Origin of the sequence: Streptomyces xylophagus, from assembly GCF_000716435.1 — a bacterium.
Classification (GTDB): domain Bacteria; phylum Actinomycetota; class Actinomycetes; order Streptomycetales; family Streptomycetaceae; genus Streptomyces; species Streptomyces xylophagus.
On sequence record NZ_JNWO01000026.1, the window covers coordinates 1 to 17,168 of the forward strand.

Here is a 17,168-nt window from a genome sequence, read left to right on the forward strand (position 1 = left end):
CTCTATCAGACCGTTTCCGGTTCCGATTTCCTCGGTGCTTTCCAGGTTTCCGCTTCCGCGTTTCCCTTTCCGGCGGTTCCGACTTTATCAGAAGTTCTGAGTCGGATTTTCCGGCCCTTCGGGAGTGGCCCCCGTACACGCGAAGTGTCCGGGTTCCCCCTCAGGCGGAGCCGTAAACGTACTGGAGCGGGCCGCCTCGATGCAAATCGAGGCGGCCCGCTCCAGGTTCACGCGTACGAGGGGTCGTACGACGGTCAGACCTCCACGACGACCGGGAGGATCATCGGCCTGCGCCGATAGTTGTCCGAGACCCACTTGCCCAGGGTGCGGCGGACCAGTTGCTGCAGCTGGTGGGGCTCCACCACGCCGTCCTGGGCCGAGCGTTCCAGGACCTCCGTGATCCTGGGGACCACGTCCGCGAAGGCCGAGTCCTCGATGCCGGAGCCGCGGGCCTGGATGTGCGGGCCGCCCGTGATCTTGCCGGTGGACGAGTCCACGACGACGAAGACCGAGATGATGCCCTCGTCACCCAGGATCCTGCGGTCCTTCAGCGCCGGCTCGCCGACATCGCCGACCGAGAGGCCGTCGACGTAGACATAACCCGCCTGGACCTTGCCCGAGATCTTGGCCTTGCCCTCGATGAGGTCGACGACCACGCCGTCCTCGGCGATGACGATCCGGTCGTGCGGGACGCCGGTCAGGGCGCCCAGCTCGGCGTTGGCCCGTAGGTGGCGCCATTCGCCGTGGACCGGCATCAGGTTCTTCGGCTTGCAGATGTTGTAGAAGTACAGCAGCTCGCCGGCCGAGGCGTGTCCGGAGACGTGGACCTTGGCGTTGCCCTTGTGGATGACGTTGGCACCCCAGCGGGTGAGGCCGTTGATCACCCGGTAGACGGCGTTCTCGTTGCCCGGGATGAGGGACGACGCCAGGATCACCGTGTCGCCGGCGACGATGCGGATCTGGTGGTCGCGGTTGGCCATGCGGGACAGGGCTGCCATCGGTTCGCCCTGCGAGCCCGTGCAGACCAGGACGACCTCGCTGTCCGGGAGGTCGTCGAGCGTCTTGACGTCGACCACCAGGCCCGGCGGGACCTTGAGATACCCGAGATCCCGTGCGATGCCCATGTTCCGGACCATCGAGCGGCCGACGAAGGCGACCCGGCGGCCGTACTCGTGTGCCGTGTCCAGGATCTGCTGGATGCGGTGCACGTGGCTGGCGAAGCTCGCCACGATGATGCGCTTGCGGGCGCCCGCGAAGACCTGCCGCAGGACGTTCGAGATGTCGCGCTCGGGCGGGACGAATCCCGGGACCTCGGCGTTCGTGGAGTCGGCGAGGAGGAGGTCGATGCCCTCCTCGCTCAGCCGTGCGAACGCGTGTAGATCTGTCAGACGACCGTCCAGCGGCAGCTGATCCATCTTGAAGTCGCCGGTGTGGACGACCATGCCCGCGGGGGTGCGGATCGCGACCGCGAGGGCGTCCGGGATCGAGTGGTTGACCGCGACGAACTCGCAGTCGAAGGGGCCGATGCGCTCGCGGTGCCCCTCGGCGACCTCGAGCGTGTACGGCCGGATGCGGTGCTCCTGGAGCTTCGCCTCGATGAGGGCGAGGGTCAGCTTGGAGCCGATCAGCGGGATGTCCGCCTTCTCACGAAGGAGGAACGGGACTCCGCCGATGTGGTCCTCGTGGCCATGCGTGAGGACGATGCCGTCGATGTCGTCAAGGCGGTCCCTGATGGACGTGAAGTCCGGCAGGATCAGGTCGATTCCGGGCTGCTCCTCCTCGGGGAAGAGCACACCGCAGTCGACGATGAGCAGACGGCCGCCGTATTCGAAGACCGTCATGTTTCGGCCGATTTCCCCGAGGCCGCCGAGTGGGGTGACCCTCAGGCCGCCTTCGGGGAGCTTGGGCGGCGGGGCGAGTTCAGGATGCGGATGACTCAAAAGACTCTCCTACCCATGCGCGCCACGTACCTGTGGGCACGTGGCGCGCATGACGTTCGTGCAAATGCAGTTATCGGATGTGGGGTGCAGGCGCCGAAGCCCTGCGTATTGAGTTGTGAAGTCTGTTGTCAGAGCTGTACCCCGCCGGCGGCAAGATCGATCTTGAGCTGGGCGATCTCCTCGGGCGAGCATTCGACCATGGGGAGGCGCAGCGGTCCGGCGGGCAGTCCCTGGAGGGTGAGCGCGGCCTTGGTGGTCATGACGCCCTGGGTGCGGAACATGCCGGTGTAGACGGGGAGCAGCTTCTGGTGGATCTCGGTGGCCTTCTGGACGTCACCGGAGATGTACGCCTCCACCAGGGTGCGCAGTTCAGGTGTGACCACATGGCCGACGACCGAGACGAAGCCGACCGCGCCCACGGAGAGCAGCGGCAGGTTCAGCATGTCGTCGCCCGAGTACCAGGCCAGGCCCGACCGCGCGATGGCCCAGCTGGCGCGGCCGAGGTCGCCCTTGGCGTCCTTGTTGGCGACGATCCTGGGGTGCTCGGCGAGTCTGACCAGGGTCTCGGTGCCGATCGGGACGCCGCTGCGGCCGGGGATGTCGTAGAGCATGACCGGCAGTTCGGCGGCGTCGGCGACGGTCTTGAAGTGGCGGTACAGGCCCTCCTGCGGGGGCTTGTTGTAGTACGGCGTGACGACGAGCAGGCCGTGTGCGCCGGTGCGTTCGGCCGTGCGGGCGAGTTCGACGCTGTGGTGGGTGTCGTTGGTGCCGACGCCGGCGATGACGTGGGCGCGGTCGCCGACCGCCTCCAGTACGGCTCGTACGAGATCCGCTTTCTCCGCGTCGCTGGTGGTCGGGGACTCACCGGTGGTGCCGTTGATGATCAGGCCGTCGTTGCCTGCGTCCACCAGGTGGGTAGCGAGCCGCTGCGCGCCGTCGAGGTCGAGCGCGCCGTCCGCCGTGAAGGGCGTGACCATGGCGGTGAGGACCCGCCCGAAGGGGGTCTGCGGAGTGGAGGTCGGAGCCATGGGTAACACGCTACTCGCTGCTCAATGCGGGGTCTGCCCTAGGGGCAGGCGACAAGTCGTGACAAATATGGAGCCCGGCACTGCCTGCTCGGGGGTTCAAGCAGTGCCGGGTCCGTTTGATCAGGCTAGATGAACTTCTCCAAATGCCGCAATACGGACACTTCGCGCGGCCCATCCGTACATGTGTGCCCGAACGGCAAACAGAGGTGCGCTACGGGGCGACACGGCCGTTGGCATTGAACGCCGCGTAGGTGAGCGGCATGAGCTTCGCCCACTGCTCCTCCATCTTCTCGCCGACCATCTCGATCTCCCGCTGCGGGAAGGACGGCACCTTCGCCAGCTCGTGCTGGGTGCGCAGACCGAGGAAGTGCATCAGCGAGCGTGCGTTGCACGTGGCGTACATCGAGGAGAAGAGGCCTACGGGGAGGACGGCACGGGCGACCTCGCGGGCCACGCCGGCGGCGAGCATCTCCTGGTACGCCTCGTACGACTGGCGGTACGAGTCTTCCATGGTGCGGCCGACGAGCTCCTGCTGGGCCTGGGAGCCCTCCACGAAGACGTACTTGCCCGGGCGGCCCTCCTGGACCAGCTTGCGGGACTCGCCGGGGACGTAGAAGACGGGCTGGAGCTCCCGGTACCTTCCCGATTCCTCGTTGTAGGACCAGCCCACCCGGTGCCGCATGAACTCGCGGAAGACGAGGATCGGGGCGCTGATGAAGAAGGTCATCGAGTTGTGCTCGAAGGGACTGCCGTGCCGGTCGCGCATCAGGTAGTTGATCAGACCCTTGGAGCGCTCGGGGTCCTTGCCCATCTCGTCCAGGGACTGCTCGCCGATCGTCGAGACGCGGGCGGCGAAGAGCACGTCGGCGTCGGACGCGGTGTGCTTGACCAGCTCGACGGTGACATCACTGCGGAAACTGGGCTTGAGGTCGTCGGCGGGGGTGTCGGTCACGGCTCGGAGGGTCCTTCCATCACGTCTCTCGGGCGGCGCCCACTCTACGGCCCGGCACTGACATCGGGGCGTTCGGTGCCGTGCCGCGACATTCGTTGGCGAACTTCTGCGAATTCGGTGAAACAGGGCACCAATTGGGGCGTTCGCTCGTCTGTCTTGGTGAGAGCCACCCGTTCGATCCCGATTCGATCCCCGAAGGGAGATGCACCACCGATGTTCCGTCGGCGCGAACCCGTCCCGTTCGCCTTCATCGCCGAGACCGACCGGTTCCGCAGCAATGTCACCCCGCCGCCCCGTGAGCACGCGTCGGCCGCTCAGATAGCCGGGCGTTGGCTCCTGGGCCTCACCATCGTCGCCGGAATCGTGGGCGCCGTGGTCCTCGGGATGCCCGCGCTGTCCCAGAACAACCTCTCGACACAGAACCAACAGTCGCAGGCCGCCGACAACCGCTGACCTGGCAATTACCCGCCGCCGAGGTGACCATGACTCATCCGGACCCCCAATGGTGGTGAGCGGGAACTCGGCCGGATAGCCTCACCGGGCACAGCCCACGCATGGATTCAGTGAGGACACCAGCCGTGCCCCTGCCCTTCCTTACGGCCGACCGCGCATTCGAGGCCGCGGACGAGCTCGCGCTGCCGTTCGACGACCGCGACCGCTGGCGGCGCCCCTACCGGCCCGGACCGTGGCGGGTGGCGGTGGCGGCACTCGTGCTGCTGCTCGCGTCGTACGTACTGTTCGCGGCGGTCATCATCGCGTTGACCGGCTCGCCGTCCGAGGCCGGAGTGATCCTCGGTATCGCGGCGGTCGTCATCCTCTGCGCCCTGCGGCTGCTGCGCATGGGCGTGTGGGTGAGCGCGCGCGGGCTGCGCAGGGTGCGGTTCTTCTTCACTCGTACGGTGCGGTGGGATCGGATCGTCGCGGTGCGGACGGTGCAGCAGCCGGTGCGCTGGCTCGGGCTGCCGCGCACGGTGCAGGGGCAGGCGCTGGTCCTCGTACGGAAGGATCGTGCTCCCGAGGACGTGCCCGTGCTGCTGACCACGCACGACATCGACTTCCTGGCGCGTGCCTCCTCCTTCGACCGGGCCGCGGACTCCATCGAGGTGTGGTCCGACGAATATCGGCGGAGCTGACCGGCCGACAACACCCGTACGCCGAAGGGGCCGGTCCGCAGTGAGTGCGGGGCGGCCCCTTCGGCGTACGGGTGTTCAGGCCTGGACGGGTCTGCCGTCGTGCAGGGCGATCGCGCGTTGCATCGCCTTGCGGGCGCGGGGGGTGTCGCGGGCGTCGTGGTAGGCGACGGCCAGGCGGAACCAGCTGCGCCAGTCGTCGGGGGCCGCCTCCGTCTCGGCCTTGCGCTTGGCGAAGACCTCGTCGGCGGAGTCGCGGTCGATACGGCCGCCAGGCGTACGCCTCAACTCGTCGACGGGGAGGCCGCCTTCGGCGTCGAGGAGGGCGGCGAGGCGGTTGGCGCTGCGGACGAACTGGGTGTTCTTCCAGAGGAACCAGATGCCGATCACCGGCAGGATCAGGACCGCGATCCCGAAGGTGACGGTGATGACCGTGCCCGACTGTATGAGCATGACGCCGCGGCTGCCGACCAGGACGAAGTAGAAGACCAGGACGGCGGCCGTGACGGCGTAGGTGAGTTTGGCGCGCATGTCGTGAGCCTCAGCCCAGGTCCAGGAAGTGTTCCAGGCCGAAGGTGAGGCCCGGGGTCGTCACCACGCGGCGGGCGCCGAGCAGGATGCCCGGCATGAAGCTGCTGTGGTGCAGGGAGTCGTGGCGGACGGTCAGGGTCTCGCCCTCGCCGCCCAGCAGGACCTCCTGGTGGGCCAGCAGACCGCGCAGCCGGACGGAGTGGACGGGGATCCCGTCGACGTCCGCGCCCCGCGCGCCGTCCAGGGCCGTCTCCGTGGCGTCCGGTGCCGCGGCCGTGCCCGCCTTCGCGCGCGCCTCGGCGATGAGCTGGGCCGTGCGCGTGGCCGTACCGCTCGGGGCGTCGACCTTCTTCGGGTGGTGCAGTTCGATGACCTCGACCGACTCGAAGTAGGGCGCGGCGATCTGCGCGAACTTCATGGTGAGTACGGCCCCGATGGAGAAGTTGGGCGCGATGAGGACGCCCGTCTGTGGGGAGGCGTCCAGCCAGCCGTTCAGTTGCGCGAGGCGTTCGTCGGTCCAGCCGGTGGTGCCGACGACCGCGTGGATGCCGTTCCGGACGCAGAAGTCGAGGTTGTCCATCACCGAGGCGGGGGTGGTCAGTTCGACCGCCACCTGGGCGCCGCTCGCCGTGAGCGTCTCCAGGGTGTCGCCCCGGCCCAGGGCGGCGACCAGTTCCATGTCCTCGGCGGCCTCGACGGCTCGTACCGCCTCGGCGCCGATCCGGCCCTTGGCACCGAGGACCGCCACGCGCAGCTTGCTCATCGTTCTTGCTTCCTTACGACGGGTGTTAGGCGACGGCGTCGTGCAGTCGGGCCGCCTGCTTGTCCTTGAGCGGGCCGATGACGGCCAGCGAGGGACGCTGTCCCAGGATCTCGCGGGCGACCGCGCGGACCTCGTCCGGGGTGACCGACGCGATCCTGGCGAGCAGGTCGTCGACGGACATCTGCTCGCCCCAGCACAGCTCGCTCTTGCCGATGCGGTTCATCAGCGCGCCGGTGTCCTCGAGACCGAGGACGGTGGAGCCCTGGAGCTGGCCGACGGCGCGGCCGATCTCGTCGTCGGACAGGCCGTGTTCGGCGACCTGGTCGAGTTCGTCGCGGCAGATCTTCAGCACGTCGTGGACCTGCGAGGGCCGGCAGCCGGCGTAGACGCCGAAGAGGCCGCAGTCGGCGAAGCCGGAGGTGTACGAGTACACGCTGTAGGCCAGGCCGCGCTTCTCCCGGACCTCCTGGAAGAGGCGGGACGACATGCCGCCGCCGAGGGCCGTGTTGAGGACCCCCAGGGCCCAGCGGCGCTCGTCGGTGCGGGCCAGGCCGGGCATGCCGAGGACGACGTGCGCCTGCTCGGTCTTGCGGCCGATCAGCTCGACGCGGCCCGTGGTGCGCAGGGCGCGGCGGCCGTCGCGCGGGGCGATGGGCGCGGCCTGGGCGTTCTTGAAGGCGCCGGCCTTGTCGAAGGCGGCACGAACCTGTCGTACGACCTTGTCGTGGTCGATGTTGCCGGCGGCCGCGACCACGAGGTGGGTCGGGTCGTAGTGCTTCTTGTAGAAGCGGCGGATGCGGTCCGCGGTGAGGGCGTTGACGGTGTCGACCGTGCCGAGGACGGGGCGGCCGAGGGGGTTGTCGCCGAACATCGTGCGCGCGAACAGGTCGTGCACGCAGTCGCCCGGGTCGTCCTCCGTCATGGCGATCTCTTCGAGGATGGCGCCGCGCTCGACGTTGACGTCCTCCTCACGGATCAGGGAGCCGGTCAGCATGTCGCAGACCACGTCGATGGCGAGCGGCAGGTCGGTGTCGAGCACGCGCGCGTAGTAGCACGTGTACTCCTTCGCCGTGAACGCGTTCATCTCGCCGCCGACCGCGTCGATCGCGGAGGAGATGTCCAGCGCGCTGCGCTTGTGCGTGCCCTTGAAGAGGAGGTGCTCCAGGTAGTGCGTGGCGCCGTTCAGGGACGGCGTCTCGTCGCGGGAGCCCACGTGTGCCCAGATGCCGAAGGTCGCGGAGCGGACCGAGGGCAGCGTCTCGGTGACGATGCGCAGGCCGCCCGGGAGGGTGGTCTTACGGACCGTGCCGATGCCGTTGGTGCCCTGGATGAGGGTTTGGGTACGGGCGACGGCCCGCGCCTCCGAGGAGGTGCGGGCCGTCGTCGTGGAGCTGGTCGACGTCACTTGTCGTCGTCGTCCTTCTTGTCGTCGCCGCTCTCTTCACCCTCGATGACGGGGATGAGGGAGAGCTTGCCGCGGGAGTCGATCTCGGCGATCTCGACCTGGACCTTCTGGCCCACGCCGACCACGTCCTCGACGTTCTCCACGCGCTTGCCACCGGCGAGCTTGCGGATCTGCGAGATGTGCAGCAGACCGTCCTTGCCCGGGAGCAGCGACACGAACGCGCCGAAGGTGGTGGTCTTGACGACCGTACCCAGGTAGCGCTCGCCGACCTCCGGCATGGTCGGGTTGGCGATGCCGTTGATCGTGGCGCGGGCGGCCTCGGCCTGCGAGCCGACCTGGGCACCGATGTAGATGGTGCCGTCGTCCTCGATCGTGATCTCGGCGCCGGTGTCCTCCTGGATCTGGTTGATCATCTTGCCCTTCGGGCCGATGACCTCGCCGATCTTGTCCACGGGGATCTTGACGGTGATGATCCGCGGGGCGTTCGGGGACATCTCGTCCGGCGTGTCGATCGCTTCCATCATCACGTCGAGGATGTGGAGGCGGGCGTCACGGGCCTGCTTGAGAGCGGCGGCCAGGACGGAGGCGGGGATGCCGTCCAGCTTGGTGTCGAGCTGGAGGGCGGTGACGAACTCCTTGGTGCCGGCGACCTTGAAGTCCATGTCACCGAAGGCGTCCTCCGCACCGAGGATGTCGGTGAGGGCGACGTAGTGCGTCTCGCCGTTGATCTCCTGGGAGATCAGGCCCATGGCGATACCGGCGACGGGGGCCTTGAGGGGCACACCGGCGTTCAGCAGCGACATGGTGGAGGCGCAGACCGAGCCCATGGACGTCGAGCCGTTCGAGCCGAGGGCCTCGGAGACCTGACGGATCGCGTAGGGGAACTCCTCGCGCGTCGGGAGGACCGGGACCAGGGCGCGCTCGGCGAGCGCTCCGTGGCCGATCTCGCGGCGCTTCGGGGAGCCGACGCGGCCGGTCTCGCCGACGGAGTACGGCGGGAAGTTGTAGTTGTGCATGTAGCGCTTGCGGGTCACCGGGGAGAGGGTGTCCAGCTGCTGCTCCATGCGGAGCATGTTGAGGGTGGTGACGCCCAGGATCTGGGTCTCGCCACGCTCGAACAGCGCGGAACCGTGCACGCGCGGGATGGCCTCGACCTCGGCGGCGAGGGTACGGATGTCCGTCACCCCACGGCCGTCGATGCGCTTCTTCTCCTTGATGACGCGCTCACGGACCAGGGACTTGGTCAGCGAGCGGTACGCGGCGGAGATCTCCTTCTCGCGGCCTTCGAACTCCGGGAGGAGCTTCTCGGCGGCGAGACCCTTGACGCGGTCCAGCTCGGCCTCGCGGTCCTGCTTGCCGGGGATCGTCAGCGCGGAGGCGAGCTCCGGGCGGACGGCGGCGGTGAGGGCCTCCAGGACGTCGTCCTGGTAGTCGAGGAAGATCGGGAACTCGCCGGTCGGCTTGGCGGCCTTCGCGGCGAGGTCGGACTGGGCCTTGCAGAGCACCTTGATGAAGGGCTTCGCGGCGTCCAGACCGGAGGCGACGACCTCCTCGGTCGGCGCCTCGGCGCCGCCCGCGACCAGCTGGATGGTCTTCTCGGTGGCCTCGGCCTCGACCATCATGATCGCGACGTCGCCGTCCTCCAGGACGCGACCGGCGACGACCATGTCGAAGACGGCGTCCTCGAGCTCGGTGTGCGTCGGGAACGCGACCCACTGGCCGTTGATCAGCGCGACGCGGACGCCGCCGACCGGGCCGGAGAAGGGCAGACCGGCCAGCTGCGTGGACGCGGAGGCGGCGTTGATCGCCACGACGTCGTACAGGTGGTCGGGGTTGAGCGCCATGATCGTCGCGACGACCTGGATCTCGTTGCGCAGGCCCTTCTTGAAGGACGGGCGCAGCGGGCGGTCGATCAGGCGGCAGGTGAGGATCGCGTCCTCGGACGGCCGGCCCTCACGGCGGAAGAAGCTGCCGGGGATCTTGCCGGCGGCGTACATCCGCTCCTCGACGTCCACCGTGAGGGGGAAGAAGTCGAGCTGGTCCTTGGGGTTCTTGGAGGCGGTGGTGGCCGACAGCACCATGGTGTCGTCGTCCAGGTACGCCACGGCGGAGCCGGCGGCCTGCTTGGCCAGGCGGCCCGTCTCGAAGCGGATGGTGCGGGTGCCGAAGGAGCCGTTGTCAATGACGGCCTCGGCGTAGTGGGTCTCGTTCTCCACTAGCGTTTTCTCCGTTACTTGTCGTCTTTCGTCCCTCCCCGCCCGTGTGGCGGGGGGACGGTGGCGGAGAAGCGCTGTCTGGTGCGGGCCGGTCTTCGATCGAAGCACCCGGGGTGTCTTGCCCGGGGGCCACTACCGAGGACCGGCGGCTGCGAGGCGCGCTTCTCCTCGTTCGTTTCGTACGTTGTCGTGCTGTCGTGCGTTGTCGTGCTGTGTCGTGCGTATTGCGTTGTGCCACCACACTACAAAGCGGCAGTGACACTCCGCACGTTTCCGCACATACGGCAAAGGGAGCGGCTCCCGATCGTTTCGGGACCCGCTCCCCTCACGGCGTCTTACTTGGCGCCCGCCGCACCGCGGCGGATGCCCAGGCGGTCCACCAGCGCACGGAAGCGCTGGATGTCCTTCTTGGCCAGGTACTGGAGCAGCCGGCGGCGCTGGCCGACCAGGATCAGCAGACCACGACGGGAGTGGTGGTCGTGCTTGTGGGTCTTGAGGTGCTCGGTCAGGTCCGAGATGCGGCGCGAGAGCATGGCGACCTGGACCTCGGGGGAGCCGGTGTCGCCCTCCTTCTGACCGAACTCACTGATGAGCTGCTTCTTCGTAGCGGCGTCGAGCGACACGCGTACTCCTCGTAGTCTGAGATGTGCCACCGAGTGCCCCTGGTCCACTTCTCAGGGGAGCTTCCGTAACTCGGGAGGCGGGGATCCGCTGGGCGCTGCCTCCAGAGCGGTGAGCTCCGGGGGTGCGTACACAAACGGCCGCTACACAGCGTACCAGCCTGGGGGGATGCGTCTGTCCAGGTCCGTGAAGGTCCACGAAGGGCCCCGACCGGCACGGATACGGCCACTAGGGTGATCCGCATCCACATGTGGATCGTGGATCACGTCGGTTCGTCCGGAAGGGGTCGCTTCGCCATGGCGGAGACGGAGCAGGAGATCAAGGCACGCAAGGAGCGGGAGCGGGACGAGCTGTACGCCCTCGACATCTCGGGCGTCGAGTGGCGCAGCGCGCCGGGCACGGAGGATCACGAGGAGCGCGTCGAGATCGCCGACCTGCCCGACGGAGGGATGGCCATGCGCTCGTCGCTCGACCCGGACACCGTGCTGCGCTACACGGAGGCGGAGTGGACGGCCTTCGTGCTGGGCGCCCGGGACGGCGAGTTCGATCTGGAGCCGGCTCCGGAGGAGCAGCAGTAGTCGTAGGCGTGGAAAAAGGGGCGGCACGCGTGTGTGCCGCCCCATTCGCATGCCTACGGCTCTTAGCTGGTCATCGCCCGTGCCTGCGCGTACACGTCGAAGACGGCCAGGGACAGTGGGATGAGCGTGAGCAGGACGAAGCTCTCGGCGATCTCCAGGAAGCGGCCCCAGAAGGGGGTGACTCCGCGCTTCGGGGTGATCAGGCCGATCGCGGTGACCAGAACGGTGGACGCGGCGACCGCCGCGGCGAGCCAGACGCTGCGGATGTCGAGGGAGTTCGGGTCACCCAGGAACGCGTCCCGCACGTACGCGTGCGGCGGGTTCAGGGCGAGGCCGAGGCCCAGGAAGACGAGGGCGGCCAGGCCTGCGGCGAGGGTGGCGCCGACCTGGGCGGTGTAGCGGAACAGGTGGGCGCGCATCAGCATCGCGACGCCGGTGGCGAGGGCGAGGAGCTGTGCCCACACGTTGCTGGAGAAGCCGAGGACGATCGACGCGCCCACGGAGACGAGGGCGCAGCCGCCGACCAGACCGACGAGGAGTTCGTGGCCGCGCCGGGCACGGGCCGCGATGCGCTCGGCGTCGACGGGCTCCTGGGTCACGGGTTCGCCGTCGCCGTAGCCGCGGTTGGGGTTGGGCGGTTCGAAGCCGATGGGCAGGCGGGCGAAGCGCATGGACAGGCCCGGCAGGAAGGCGAGCGCGCACACGGAGAGCGGGGCGCAGACGGCGGCCGTCTCGATGGGCTTCAGGTGGGCGAGCATCGCGACGAACGTCGTCAACAGGCCGATGGCGGAGGCGAAGACGAAGGCCACGAAGGGGCCGTCGCCGCCGGGCGACACCAGGGTGAGGACGACGGCGGCGACGAGGACGGCCGCGCAGGCGAGCAGGAACTGGAGCCGTCCGATGCCTTCTCCTTCGGAGAAGGGAAGGAGTCCGGAGCCCGCCACGGCGATGTTCGGGAGCGCGCCCAGGCCCAGGGCGACCGCCGAGCCCCGGTCGTCGTAGACACGCGCGCGTACGCAGGCGATGGTGACGAGGAAAATGCCGGCGAGGGCGGCGACGATGCCCTGGAGGCTGTTCATGTCGTGGTGGATCTGGGAGCTCCAGGCCACGAACGCGAGCAGTGCGGGCAGGATGCCGGCCGCGACAAGACCGGCCGCGCGCGTCAACTCGCCGTTCCACAGGGCACGGTCACGGGTGACGGCGGCGGCGACCGCCTCGGAGACGTCGTCGTAGACGGCGGGCGGCAGCGAGTCGGCGAAGGGGCGCAGGGTGAGCAGTTCGCCGTCGAGGATGCGCTGTGCGGCGAAGGAGCGCGCGCCGTCGAGGACGGTGCCGTCGCGGCGCACGAGGTGGTAGCCGACGGGGGCGCCCTCGGCGAGGCTCTGCTGGGACAGCCGCAGGATCTCCGGGTACAGGTCGGCGACCGGTACGTCGTCGGGCAGGGCCACGTCGATCCGGCTGTCGGGCGCCACGATGGTGACCCGGCAGAAGCCGAAGCCCATGCCCGCTGCGGAAGGGGCTCCGGTGCCCGTTCCGCCGGTCGCGCCGGTCGGCGCGGAGGCCGTGATGCTCACCTGCTGTTCCCCCTCGTCAATGACGGACGGTCCGCGAAGCTCCCGCGCGCATCCGTCGTGAAGAATCCGCCGTAAAGATGCTGTGCAGATCGTGCCGTGCCACCCGGCTCGTCGGCCAACGGCGCCGTCGCGCCCGGGACTCCACGGGATTCGCCTGCTTCGAACGCTGCGGATTTGCCCGGTTTTCCCGGAACGATTCGCAACTGCTCACACGTCTCACGGGCACCCTACCGCCCGCCGTTGTCAGTGGTTGTCAGTAGGATCGCGCAGTGCGGATCGGCGTCCGCCCGACACGGGGCGGCGGACGAAACAACTCGGTCCGGCAAGGGAATTGGTGCGTAGTGAGCCAGATCGTCGTCAAGCGCCCGCCGAGGTCGCTGCCGAAGGAAGTGCCCACGGACGAGGTCCTGTTGCAGGCTCCGCCGGAGCTTCCGCGCGGCCAGCAGGAGGGCGCGCTGATGCAGCTCCTGCCCATGCTCGGCATGGGTGGATCCGTGGTGTTCTTCTTCAACTCCAACGCCGGGCCCTTCATGAAGATCATGGGCATGGTGATGATCGCGTCGACGGTCGCGATGGGCGTCTCGATGCTGGTGCGCTACCGCCGGGGAACCCAGGGGCAGATGGCCGACATGCGCCGCGACTATCTGCGCTATCTGTCGCAGACCCGTCGTACGGCCCTGGAGACCGCGCGGGGCCAGCGTGACGCCCAGTACTACCTGCACCCTTCGCCGGAGCAACTGTGGGCGCTGGTCGCCGAGGGCAGCCGCGTGTGGGAACGCCGCACGAACGACGAGGACTTCGGACAGGTGCGGGTGGGCCTCGGCCCCCAGGGTCTGGCCACTCCCCTGGTCCCGCCGGAGACCGCGCCGGTCGACCAGCTGGAGCCGCTGACCGCGGGCGCCATGCAGCGCTTCCTGGCCACGCACGGCACCCTCGAGGACCTGCCGATGGCGGTCTCGCTGCGCGCCTTCTACCACGTGACGATCAGCGGCGAACCGGCCACCGTGCGCGGTACCGCCCGCGCCGTCGCCGCCTCGCTCGCCTCCCTGCACTCCCCCGAGGACCTGGTCCTCGCCGTCGCCACCGGGCGCGAGTCGGTGCCCGAGTGGGAGTGGGCCAAGTGGCTGCCGCACGCGCAGGCGCAGGGTCTCGCGGACGGTGCCGGCAGCAGGCGGCTGATCTCGACCGACCCGATGGAGCTGGAGGAGATGCTGGCCGACCGCCTCCAGGGCCGCCCGCGTTTCCACCCCGCCGGAGCGCCGGTGCCCGAACAGCCGCACCTGGTGGTCGTGTTGGACGGTGTCTCCCTGCCGCCGACCTCGTTCCTGGCCAGCCCCGAGGGCCTGCAGGGCGTGACGATCATCGAGGTCGTACCCGGCGACCTCAACAGCGGACGCGGCGACCTCTCGATCGTCGTACACCCGAAGGAACTCCGCCTGGAGTCGGGGCACGGCATGGTCTACGAGGGCACGCCGGACGTGCTGTCGTACGCGGCCGCCGAGGCACTGGCGCGGCAACTGGCGCCGCTGCGCATGGTGTCGGGCGGTGACGATGACGAACCGCTGCTCGCCAACCTGGAGTTCACCGATCTGCTGAACCTGGGCGACGCGGCCTCCGTCGACCCGAAGCGGACCTGGCGACCGCGCTCGACGGCGGAGCGGCTGCGGGTGCCGATCGGGCTCGGTGAGGACGGCCGGCCCGTGATGCTCGACCTCAAGGAGGCGGCCCAGGAGGGCATGGGCCCGCACGGTCTGTGCGTCGGCGCCACCGGTTCCGGCAAGTCGGAGCTGCTGCGCACCCTGGTCCTCGGCCTCGCGGTGACGCACTCCTCGGAGACTCTGAACTTCGTCCTCGCGGACTTCAAGGGCGGTGCGACCTTCGCCGGTATGGCGCAGATGCCGCACGTGGCCGCCGTGATCACCAACCTTGCCGACGACCTGACCCTCGTCGACCGTATGGGTGATTCGATCCGCGGCGAGCTGAACCGCCGCCAGGAGATGCTCCGCGACGCGGGCAACTACGCCAACATCCACGACTACGAGAAGGCGCGCGCAGCGGGCGCACCCCTGCAGCCCGTCCCGTCCCTCGTCCTTGTGATCGACGAGTTCAGCGAACTCCTCACCGCCAAGCCGGACTTCATCGAGATGTTCGTGCAGATCGGCCGCATCGGCCGTTCGCTGGGCGTACATCTGCTGCTCGCCTCGCAGCGCCTGGAGGAAGGCCGGCTGCGCGGCCTGGAGACCTACCTCTCCTATCGGATCGGTCTGCGCACGTTCTCGGCGGCCGAGTCGCGGGCGGCGCTCGGGGTGCCGGACGCGTACGAACTGCCGAACGTGCCGGGTTCCGGCTTCCTGAAGTACGGAACCGACGAGATGGTCCGCTTCAAGGCGGCGTACGTCTCCGGGGTGTACCGCACGAGTTCGCAGCAGTCCGCCGCCCTCGGTGGCCCGCTCCCCGTCGATCGCAGGCCCGTGCTGTTCACGGCGGCGCAGGTGCCGGTGCAGTACGCGCCCGTGCCGCGTCAGCGCCAGGACAGCGAGGCGGCCGAGGAGAAGGACGACGCGCTCGCCGACACCGTGCTCGACGTGATCGTACGGCGCCTGGAGGCGCAGGGGCCGGCCGCCCACCAGGTGTGGCTGCCCCCGCTGGACAGCCCGCCGTCGCTCGACTCGCTGCTGCCCGGGCTCGCCGCGGTGCCCGGCCGGGGCATGACGCAGCCCGGCTACGAGGGCGCGGGGCGGCTCGTCGTCCCGGTCGGCCTCGTCGACAAGCCGTACGAGCAGCGGCGCGACCCGCTGTGGACCGACTTCGGCGGCGCGGCCGGCCATATGCAGATCCTCGGCGGCCCGCAGTCCGGCAAGTCGACGCTGCTGCGCTCGCTCATCGCGTCGTTCGCGCTCACCCACACCCCGCACGAAGTGCAGTTCTACGCACTGGACTTCGGCGGTGGCGGCCTGTCCGCGGTGGCCGGCCTGCCGCACGTGGGCGGGGTGGCCTCCCGCCTCGACCCCGAGAAGGTCCGGCGTACGGCGGCCGAGGTCTACGGCGTGATGACCCGCCGCGAGGAGTACTTCCGCACGGCGGGCATCTCCTCGATCGCGGAGTTCCGCACCCGCCGCGCGCGCGGCGACATCTCGGTCACGGACCAGCCCTGGGGCGACGTCTTCCTCGTCATCGACGGCTGGGGCAACTTCCGTACGGACTACGAGGCGTTGGAACCGATCGTGCTGGACATCGCGGCACGCGGCCTCGGATACGGCATCCACGTGATCCTCACCGCTTCGCGCTCCATGGAGGTCCGCGCGAACATGAAGGACCACCTGATGAACCGCCTGGAGCTGCGGCTCGGCGACCCGATGGACTCCGAGTTCGACCGCAAGGTCGCGGCCAACGTGCCCACGGGCGTGCCCGGTCGGGGTCAGACCCCGCAGAAGCAGCACTTCATGGCGGCGGTCCCGCGCATCGACGGCCTGTCCTCCGACACGGATCTCGCGGAGGCGACGACGGCTCTCACAGCCGAGGTCGCCCGCCACTGGCCGGAGCCGGGCGCGCCCGAAGTGCGCCTGCTGCCAAGGGAGTTCGCGGCCGCGCAGCTTCCGCCGGCCGACCGCTTCCCGAACCGCGGTATCTCCTTCGCCCTCGACGAGGACAACCTGGAGCCGGTGTTCGTCGACTTCGACCAGGACCCGTTCTTCCTCGTCTTCGGCGAGAGCGAGTCCGGCAAGTCGAACCTGCTCAAGCTCCTCATCAAACGCCTCGGCGAACGCTACGACGGCGACGCCTGCAAGCTCTTCGTCGTCGACAACCGGCGTTCCCTGCTGGGCGTGACCCCGCCCTCGCACCTGGCCGAGTACATCCCCATGTCGAACCAGATGCAGCACCACATGGACGCGCTGGCCGACCTGATGCAGCGCCGGACGCCGACGTCGGACGTCACGCCGCAGCAACTCCGCGACCGCAGTTGGTGGCGGGGCCCGCAGGTGTTCGTGATCATCGACGACTACGACCTGGTGTCCACGTCGAGCGGCAACCCGCTGTCGGGCCTGACGGAGCTGCTTCCGTTCGCCCGGGACGTGGGCGTGCGGTTCATCATCGCCCGGTCGACGGCGGGCGCGGGGCGTGCCGGGTACGAGTCGTTCATGCAACGCATGAAGGAACTCGGCGCCCAGGGCGTGGTGTTGGCGGGTGATCCGGCCGAGGGCGACCTGCTGGGCGGGGTGCGGCCGCGGCCGATGCCTGCCGGGCGGGGCGTGTTCGTGTCGCGGAAGCGGGGGAAGCCGTTGGTTCAGGTGGGGTTGGTGGACTCGGAACTCTGAGAGGTCGGCTCGTCACTGGCTCACGTCGGGTGCTGCGTGTCAGAAGATCGACCGCAGGCGGTCGTGAGCCAGCCAGGCTGTTCACCGCTCATCGCAGCCAATAGACGGGCGTAA

Annotated in this window: 13 protein-coding genes; 4 read left to right on the forward strand and 9 right to left on the reverse strand. The window is 69.1% G+C overall.

The genetic code is table 11. From position 1 onward, the window contains the following. Positions 1–254: 254 nt before the first annotated feature. The 3 genes from OO70_RS40440 to thyX form a co-directional block, all read right to left on the reverse strand. On the reverse strand, positions 255–1,940 hold the full coding sequence (locus OO70_RS40440) for a ribonuclease J (protein ID WP_043683439.1): 1,686 nt from the start codon (positions 1,938–1,940) through the stop codon (positions 255–257). A gap of 128 nt (positions 1,941–2,068) precedes the next feature. Next, positions 2,069–2,968 carry a 4-hydroxy-tetrahydrodipicolinate synthase gene (gene dapA / locus OO70_RS40445; RefSeq protein WP_043683442.1) on the reverse strand — a complete coding sequence of 300 codons (900 nt, stop codon included), beginning with the start codon at positions 2,966–2,968 and terminating at the stop codon, positions 2,069–2,071. Positions 2,969–3,179: 211 nt separating this feature from the next. Continuing rightward, positions 3,180–3,920: an FAD-dependent thymidylate synthase gene (gene thyX / locus OO70_RS40450; protein WP_043683444.1), complete on the reverse strand. Its 741-nt coding sequence runs from the start codon at positions 3,918–3,920 to the stop codon at positions 3,180–3,182. A 213-nt stretch (positions 3,921–4,133) separates the two neighbouring features. Here thyX and OO70_RS40455 point away from each other — a divergent pair, with 213 nt between their 5' ends. Together OO70_RS40455 and OO70_RS40460 are read left to right on the forward strand one after the other, a co-directional pair. Further along, entirely contained in the window at positions 4,134–4,373 is a 240-nt protein-coding gene (locus OO70_RS40455; protein ID WP_043683447.1) for a hypothetical protein, read from the forward strand. Between the two features lie 125 nt (positions 4,374–4,498). Further along, positions 4,499–5,053, forward strand: coding sequence for a PH domain-containing protein (locus OO70_RS40460; protein WP_043683449.1), 555 nt, complete (start codon positions 4,499–4,501; stop codon positions 5,051–5,053). A 75-nt stretch (positions 5,054–5,128) separates the two neighbouring features. On the opposite strand, the gene OO70_RS40465 is transcribed toward OO70_RS40460, so the two are convergent. The 5 genes from OO70_RS40465 to rpsO form a co-directional block, all read right to left on the reverse strand. Then, positions 5,129–5,581: a tetratricopeptide repeat protein gene (locus OO70_RS40465; RefSeq protein WP_043683451.1), complete on the reverse strand. Its 453-nt coding sequence runs from the start codon at positions 5,579–5,581 to the stop codon at positions 5,129–5,131. A 10-nt stretch (positions 5,582–5,591) separates the two neighbouring features. Continuing rightward, a complete protein-coding gene (gene dapB / locus OO70_RS40470; protein WP_043683452.1) occupies positions 5,592–6,344 on the reverse strand; it encodes a 4-hydroxy-tetrahydrodipicolinate reductase in 753 nt (250 codons plus the stop codon). 25 nt (positions 6,345–6,369) lie between these two features. Next, positions 6,370–7,749 (reverse strand): M16 family metallopeptidase, encoded by a 1,380-nt coding sequence (locus tag OO70_RS40475; protein ID WP_043683455.1) that lies wholly within the window; start codon positions 7,747–7,749, stop codon positions 6,370–6,372. Next, positions 7,746–9,965: a polyribonucleotide nucleotidyltransferase gene (locus tag OO70_RS40480; protein WP_043683457.1), complete on the reverse strand. Its 2,220-nt coding sequence runs from the start codon at positions 9,963–9,965 to the stop codon at positions 7,746–7,748. Before OO70_RS40480 ends, OO70_RS40475 begins: the two co-directional genes overlap by 4 nt. 335 nt (positions 9,966–10,300) lie before the next feature. After that, positions 10,301–10,588, reverse strand: coding sequence for a 30S ribosomal protein S15 (rpsO, locus tag OO70_RS40485; protein WP_019064787.1), 288 nt, complete (start codon positions 10,586–10,588; stop codon positions 10,301–10,303). A 294-nt stretch (positions 10,589–10,882) separates the two neighbouring features. On the opposite strand from rpsO, the gene OO70_RS40490 reads away from it, so the two are divergent. After that, entirely contained in the window at positions 10,883–11,164 is a 282-nt protein-coding gene (locus tag OO70_RS40490) for a DUF397 domain-containing protein (protein WP_043683626.1), read from the forward strand. Positions 11,165–11,226: 62 nt separating this feature from the next. Here the strand turns inward: OO70_RS40490 and eccD are convergent, their stop codons facing one another. Beyond that, positions 11,227–12,738 (reverse strand): type VII secretion integral membrane protein EccD, encoded by a 1,512-nt coding sequence (gene eccD / locus OO70_RS40495; RefSeq protein WP_234337048.1) that lies wholly within the window; start codon positions 12,736–12,738, stop codon positions 11,227–11,229. A gap of 341 nt (positions 12,739–13,079) precedes the next feature. On the opposite strand from eccD, the gene OO70_RS40500 reads away from it, so the two are divergent. Beyond that, positions 13,080–17,054 (forward strand): type VII secretion protein EccC, encoded by a 3,975-nt coding sequence (locus OO70_RS40500; protein WP_043683460.1) that lies wholly within the window; start codon positions 13,080–13,082, stop codon positions 17,052–17,054. Positions 17,055–17,168 lie beyond the last annotated feature (114 nt).